Source organism: Bacillus salipaludis, from assembly GCF_004358205.1.
Window position 1 is genome coordinate 1 of the sequence record NZ_SMYO01000054.1, and the last position, 6806, is coordinate 6806.

The window sequence follows — 6806 nt, forward strand, 5'->3', positions numbered from 1 at the left end:
GGCTTTCGGCCCGCCACCTAACTGTCTACGCTTAAAGACTAAAGTTACCTTTAGCCCTCCAAGACTCGCTACGAGCGAATGGCTAGTTCTTACTCGACGGGAATCCCACCCGTTATATGATACGACCTAGGCTCGGCCGCACACCTGCTTCGTTAGTTCAACAAGAAAAAGGTAATATAATAATAGGAAAAGCCCTTCTCAGTCGAGAGGGGCTTCTAATTTTGGTAAAAAGAAAACACTTAAGAATTAATTAACTGGTATCATTTGTCCATTGTCATCTTCACGAACCTCAATTACATCTCCAATTTTTACGTTGATATTCTTTGAAGTTAGATACATAGCATCGTCAGTTTGAAAAAATATGGATAGGTCATTATTAACTCCACCGCTATCATCCCAATATACTGGATTCCCATCTTCTGTCTCTCCATATATTCCAGTTATTATTGTTGTATCTGGAGTGTCACATGTACCACCCAAAATAGTAGGACAATCCCCATTATCAGTAATAGAATCTATTTTTCCTCTTATAATTACATCTGTATGGAAGTGTTCAATAGTGACCTTTTAAAATAGAATTCTCCCTCACCAGAAAACTCAGTGTAATTAAAAGAATTATAAATAAAGGCAATAGCAACTAAAATCGATACTTGGATATTATTTAAGGAAAGCACCCTTTACTTTAAGTACAGGACTTCACAATCTTTTTTTACACCTCATTAAACTCAATCCTTAAATGTGTTGTACATGCAAAATGACGCCTTCTTATTTAAGAAAAGCGCCCGACTGTTGAACAATGAAATATGCGAAAGATTGCTCTGCAAATACGTTTTAATTTATTTGACATACACCCGTTTAGCCATCCATAAAGCAGGAAAATCACCCGCTTCACCATAGAGAATGAAAAGGGCTTCACACCCTCAATACTGCTTTTACGGCTGGGCGAGGAACGTCGCTGAATTATGGTGCTTTAGGACCAATCCACGCCACCCCAAGAGGATTGCAACTTTCGCAACAGAACAATTTGGCCGAGATGATACGTATCGTGCATCATGATATTGCTGAGTAAACGCTCAATAGAGTACCTGTTAGCTGCATACGGAGATTTTAACTTTTCATCGTCAAGGTCCGCAATGACCGTTTTTAATTTATTCATGACTTCATTAAGGTGCTGCACTGTCTGGGCCCACCCAATTTCGTCTTCTGGATCCCCCGGATTTCCAAAGGTTTCTTCATTGTCTTCTGCCTTATGCGGATTCTCTGTGCCCTTAATTCGATGGATTACGTCTTCATTCCAAAATATCAAGTGGTTGACAATCTGCCAAATCGAATTGCTGATTCCCGAACTTGTCCATGCTGCCTCAGCTGCGATGACTCCATGAAGCGCCTGATTTATGGATGCAAACCACTCATTCTCATAGCAATGCATGTCGAGTTGTTCTAAAAACATTTTGGCTATAACTTGCATAAAATCAATCTCCTCACTGTATAGTGTAATCCTTCAAAGTTAAAAGTGATGGCATAAAATTACCTTCATTTTCGACTGTCGGGCATATAACGAAAAAAACTACTCTCAATGAAATACTCCAATCATTTATTTTGAGAGTACAAAAAAACAAGATCACTATGATTTATTCGACTCATCCAGTTTTTATTCCTTCATCATGACAAATAAGATACCCCTTGAGGTTATTAGACAAAAGCCTCTCTTCAACCATTCTTTATTTAACTAAACTGCATCCGTTAGTCGAATAAGAAAAAGCGATCTCCTAATGGAAGAATTTCTGTTTACACTAAAGGTAATTCCCAATTATACTAAATTTTAATTCGTTTATAAGGAGATTTATAATGAGAACCTCTATCCCTTGTCCTAATTGTGAAAAAGCAATAACGCTTGATGATTTTGAGGAATTTTCATCACCATTTACAATGAAATGTCCTTACTGCAAAGCTAAACTAAAAGAAACTAAAGTAACACCATTTCTTCTGATCGGTTTGATAGTAATAATTCCATTATTTATTTACTTAACAGAGACATTAATATCTTTGCTTTCAGGCATTATTCCTCCTATTGAAAAAATACCATCAATCATAGTATTTATAGGTCTGCTATATCCTTTATATGCCCTATATGAGCGAATTAATGGACTTATTATGTTTAATAAAGGCAATTTACAATTAAAAAAAGACAATGATATGCGTGGTATTCTCACGCTTTTTTGTATTAATAATAGATAATTTATTGAACCCTGTTGTTCAACAAACCTGCCCCCATTAGTGCAATAAAAAAAGCTGCCACAATGACAGCTTAATTAATCTACTTTGTTGGTGAAAAAGCGACTGCACTTAATGAACAATAGCCCCTGTTTGTTTAATAGCGAACATAATCATTTTAAACATATGTGTACGTGTATTGTGGTTCTTCATTCTTATTAATACATATCTCATTTTCATCTAAACCGTTACATACTGCAAAATAACCTTCTTCAAGGTGAAAACCCATTCCAGTTAATTGTGCTATCCATTCAATAATTTCGACTATAACTATTCGTTGTTAATACATTTATTAAGTTCCTTTAACTTATTCTTTTCCCATCTAATTACCAAATCTGTACCATAATAATCAATCTCATCGGATAAATCAATTTGATCAAATGTAACAGCGTATTCATTAGTTTTATAAGCACATAATTCTAATTGACAATCTTCAAACCTTATTATTACGGGTAAATCATTAAACCACTCATCTTCATTTTGTTCCCACGCAACCCAAATCTCCTCTATTTGCTTCCCTTTAAGACCCTGTAACCTTGTTTTATGGTCATTTATTATTTGAGATAGTTCGGTATAAATTTTAGGATTGTAATTTTTTATTCCTAACCTAAATATCACCTCTTATTCGAGTTGCAATAATAATGATTTTACCATTTCTTGTTCAACTAAACTGTCCAGTTAGCTTAACTAGAAAAAAGACCGCCGCAGCGATCACCGTTTTCAACTCAAGCCCCCTTGAATAACAACACAAAGTTATTTCACATTTTCATCTAAATCTTTAAGTTGGTTTTTTATTTCTTTAAGTTCGGACCTTAAAGCCTTAACTTGCTTAGAATTATCAATACCAATACTAACTGCATATACAAATATAAGAAATAGAACGACTAAACCAACAAATCCGTAAAATAATGTTAAAATGACCCCCACAACTTTGTCGCCCCTTATAAATAAACTACTTTAACATTACCATAAAACGGTAAAACGGGGGACGTTTATTTTTTTCTTCTTAAAAAATCCTTCCGTAAGTGCAATAAGAAAAGCTGCCAAAATGACAGCTTGGTTCTGTAACTCTTGAACCCGTTAATTGAAGTAGGGTTATATGTTATCCCCATATTAGACCAATTAGACAAATAAATGTAATCCCACTAGCTACAAAGAGAAAAGTTCCTATTCCTTTTCTTTTTATTCTTATAAAAAGAACTCCTAATATAATAAGCATACATCCTGATAAAAACTCAGTATACGGAATAACCCTGAAATTGTGTGAAATTGCAGTATAAATTGTTAGAATAATAATTATTCCAGCAAGGTAAAACCCCAATTTAACCATTCCATTCCCCCACATTACTCATTATAATACCAAATCAATTACAGCATTTAAATTTATGTTTTTTTGAAAATTTTAATGTCATAAAAATGCACAAATTTCTTGTTTCTTCCTAATTCTTGTTAAATTAACCTGCCCCGTTAGCTGAATAAGAAATAAATACGAAGAAATCTGTGTATCTTTTAAAACGATGAAAGATTTCCCTGGTGATGAAAACTTTGAGATGATATGTGAGTTACTCAGGTCGTTAGCGAAGGACGTTCCTGTTTCATATGGTAAAGGAGCTAAAATGGAAAAGGAAATTGCAGCATCTATACTAAAGTCGAACCTACCAGAAAATGTGATGCTTGCTGAAGTGGATAATCGTCTAGTAGGCATTTCAATTGCAAATGAAAGAGTTAAGGGTATAGAAATGTACAATTCTTTCACTGGTACAATGGAAGAAATGCGTGGTAAGGGAATCGCTTTTGGTTTGAAATTACAAGTCATTAAAAATAATATAAAACACGGATACTCTCGAATGAGAGCCAATAATTCATCTATCAATCAACCAATGTTAGCTATTAATGAAAAACTAGGGTTTGTAAGACAACCAGGAAAATGGATTTTAACAAAATCTCTCGACTAAAATTCATCTTTTTAAAATATCTGTTAAAAGGGTAACTTAAACGTTACCCTTTTTTTGCTTTTGGTTTGTTCAATTTGAACATCTCTTTTCATCCGAACCTGTTATAAACTGATGATCCTTTTTGTATTCTTATTATGCTAACCTCCCTTATAAAAGGATTGCAGCACTATACCTTCTTTACCTCTAGCACCTAGTTAGTTGAACAAATATATGAAAGGTTCTCCTTATGGAAGAACCTCTTTTTAATAGGATATTACAATTAGCAAGGAACTTTTTAATTTACGTAAAATTATAAGGTTAATATCCCAGAAATTTTAGAATCTCGATGATAAATCAACCTTATTCGCTTCTCATTCTTACTGCATAAGGATAAATTGGATCTTTTAATTGAAATTCATAAGTAAGACCATCTACAATTCCAACTACTTTTTCGCTATCGTAAAGATCAAGCATAAATCCAGCCATTTCTTTGGCAGTATGGTATTTTGGAAGAAGTCCTTCAAACTTAACATTTTCTTCTAAGTCATTCGATACTTTTGCAAATTCAGTTTCAGTTGCAGCAGGAGCCAATAGTTTTGCTTGCATGCTTGCACCTTTTTCTTTTAATTCATGTGCAAGCCCTTCAGTAAAGGCACTTACATAGAATTTAGAAGCACAGTATGTGATTGCATTTCCAATAATCGTATAACCCCCACCTGATGAAACGTTAATTATTTGTGTTCCCTCAACTGATGAATAGTCACGCACATAAAGAGAAGTTAAAATAGTTAAAGCCTCGATATTTAAATTAAGCATTGTCTCAATTTTAGTTAAATTTTGATCGCCAACCGATGCAAAATTACCAAATCCTGCGTTATTAATCCACGTTTCAATTTCATATCCCTTTAAATCTTCATATAATGTATAAGCATTTTTCATATTCGATAAATCAACTGTTTTAATAACGACATCTAATGCTGCATTTACTTTCACGATCTCTGTTTTAAGTTTTTCAAGCTCCTCAGTTCTACGTGCCACAATGACTAAATTTTTACCGCGAGCAGCAAAAGCAAGAGCTGTTTCATAGCCAATACCAGAACTTGCACCTGTAATAACTGTATATTTTTTCATTTTATTGCCTCCTAATATTTTGTTATACTAACAAAAATTGATTGTTAACTTTTACAGATTTATTATAGTGCTTAGAGTAAACTCTAAGTCAAACCTATTTTTTACACTTGATTAGCATTGGTTAAAAATGGAGGGTTTTATGTATACAATTGGCGAAGTGGCACAACTAGTAGGCGTTAGCACACATACATTACGTTACTATGAAAAAGAGAATATCATTCTTCCAGATCGGAATGAAAATGGAGAAAGAAAATATACTGAATCGCATCTTCAATGGCTAAAATTTGTTTTAAAATTAAAAGAGACGCAAATGCCAATCACAAAAATCAAAGAGTATGCCTTCTTGTATACTGAAGGAGAACATACAGCAATTAATCGATTAAAACTATTAGAAGATCATAAAAGTTCCATCGAAAACCAGTTAGAGATACTGAAAGAAACGAATAAAATGTTAGAACATAAAATTACTTTATATAAAGAAATGATTTTGAAAAGAAATGGAGTAGATACAAAAGCATAATATTATATTTGGATTAATAACGTAAAAACATAATAAAAGGAACGAACGTATTAGATGAACATATACGTGCGTTCCTTAAATTACTTGTTATTGAGCTAAAGCTACCCGATAGTTGAAGAACAATTGGTATTAATAGCCACTTTGGATTAAATTATTTAATAGTTCTTTTTGAATACGAAGTAAAGATTGAATATCCTCATCATCCATATTTTCTAATGCAGAAAGCATAGCTTTATAAGATATTGAATTCTTACTTGAGTTCTTAGATACTTCTTCCCCTTTGATTGTTAGCTTTAACTTTACTTCTCTTCGGTCTTCATCAGAAAATTTTCTTTCAACCAAACCCATATTAACTAATTTATCAACCCCAACACTAATCGTACTCTTAGATGAAATAAGCCTTTCAACCAACTCTTGCTGTGTTGATTCTGGAAATGCAAACAATGTATTTAGTATTGATAATTGTTGTAATGTAAGCCCAAAACTTTCTGCATTCGTTTTTGTAAATTTAGCTGTGGTTTTGTTAATTGCCCATAATGATTGATAAACCTCCTGTACTTGTTTAACTTTTGGGTCTTTGAAATTCAAATCCATTGTTATCACTCCTAAGTAAACTGGTTCAAAAACAAACTGTTCAACTATGAACTATTTTACATAAGAAAATGGCAATAAACAATCACTTATTCATTAACCTGCCTCGTTTGCACAATAGAGTAGGAGGGGAAATTTAATCCCCGACCTCTCACACCACCGTACGTACGGTTCCGTATACGGCGGTTCAATCTTTTAAGTATCGTACGGCAAGTTTGATTGCCTGGTGGGCATTCTTGCCTTTACGAAAACCAAAGCTATTCTCAGAGAAGTATGGATCTATGATTGGTTCAATTACTTGGAGAATGGCTTGTTGTACCACTCTATCCAATACACATGGTATTCCTAGATATCTT

10 protein-coding genes are annotated in these 6806 nt (G+C 33.5%); 3 read left to right on the plus strand and 7 right to left on the minus strand.

From position 1 onward, the window contains the following. Positions 1 to 246: 246 nt before the first annotated feature. On the minus strand, positions 247 to 480 hold the full coding sequence (locus E2K98_RS29615) for a hypothetical protein (protein ID WP_133340508.1): 234 nt from the start codon (positions 478 to 480) through the stop codon (positions 247 to 249). 490 nt (positions 481 to 970) lie between these two features. Next, positions 971 to 1468, minus strand: a complete 498-nt coding sequence (locus tag E2K98_RS29620; protein WP_133340510.1) for a DinB family protein — start codon at positions 1466 to 1468, stop codon at positions 971 to 973. 380 nt (positions 1469 to 1848) lie between these two features. On the opposite strand from E2K98_RS29620, the gene E2K98_RS29625 reads away from it, so the two are divergent. Next, the gene (locus E2K98_RS29625) at positions 1849 to 2238 is read left to right on the plus strand and encodes a DUF502 domain-containing protein (protein WP_133340512.1); all 390 of its coding nucleotides are present in this window, start codon (positions 1849 to 1851) and stop codon (positions 2236 to 2238) included. A gap of 306 nt (positions 2239 to 2544) precedes the next feature. Here E2K98_RS29625 and E2K98_RS29630 read toward each other — a convergent pair whose 3' ends face one another. The 3 genes from E2K98_RS29630 to E2K98_RS29635 all read right to left on the minus strand — a co-directional run bounded on the left by E2K98_RS29630 (position 2545) and on the right by E2K98_RS29635 (position 3604). After that, positions 2545 to 2892, minus strand: a complete 348-nt coding sequence (locus E2K98_RS29630; protein WP_133340514.1) for a hypothetical protein — start codon at positions 2890 to 2892, stop codon at positions 2545 to 2547. Between the two features lie 135 nt (positions 2893 to 3027). Next, the gene (locus E2K98_RS31365) at positions 3028 to 3201 is read right to left on the minus strand and encodes a DUF5320 domain-containing protein (protein ID WP_165976434.1); all 174 of its coding nucleotides are present in this window, start codon (positions 3199 to 3201) and stop codon (positions 3028 to 3030) included. A gap of 175 nt (positions 3202 to 3376) precedes the next feature. Continuing rightward, on the minus strand, positions 3377 to 3604 hold the full coding sequence (locus tag E2K98_RS29635; RefSeq protein ID WP_133340515.1) for a hypothetical protein: 228 nt from the start codon (positions 3602 to 3604) through the stop codon (positions 3377 to 3379). A 286-nt stretch (positions 3605 to 3890) separates the two neighbouring features. Between E2K98_RS29635 and E2K98_RS29640 the strand changes: the two genes are divergently transcribed. Further along, positions 3891 to 4229, plus strand: a complete 339-nt coding sequence (locus tag E2K98_RS29640) for a GNAT family N-acetyltransferase (RefSeq protein ID WP_133340517.1) — start codon at positions 3891 to 3893, stop codon at positions 4227 to 4229. Positions 4230 to 4568: 339 nt separating this feature from the next. On the opposite strand, the gene E2K98_RS29645 is transcribed toward E2K98_RS29640, so the two are convergent. Next, entirely contained in the window at positions 4569 to 5339 is a 771-nt protein-coding gene (locus E2K98_RS29645; protein ID WP_133340519.1) for an SDR family NAD(P)-dependent oxidoreductase, read from the minus strand. A 139-nt stretch (positions 5340 to 5478) separates the two neighbouring features. On the opposite strand from E2K98_RS29645, the gene E2K98_RS29650 reads away from it, so the two are divergent. Further along, positions 5479 to 5859, plus strand: a complete 381-nt coding sequence (locus tag E2K98_RS29650; protein ID WP_133340521.1) for a MerR family transcriptional regulator — start codon at positions 5479 to 5481, stop codon at positions 5857 to 5859. 129 nt (positions 5860 to 5988) lie between these two features. Here the strand turns inward: E2K98_RS29650 and E2K98_RS29655 are convergent, their stop codons facing one another. After that, a complete protein-coding gene (locus E2K98_RS29655; RefSeq protein WP_133340523.1) occupies positions 5989 to 6453 on the minus strand; it encodes a MarR family winged helix-turn-helix transcriptional regulator in 465 nt (154 codons plus the stop codon). Between the last annotated feature and the right edge of the window lie 353 nt (positions 6454 to 6806).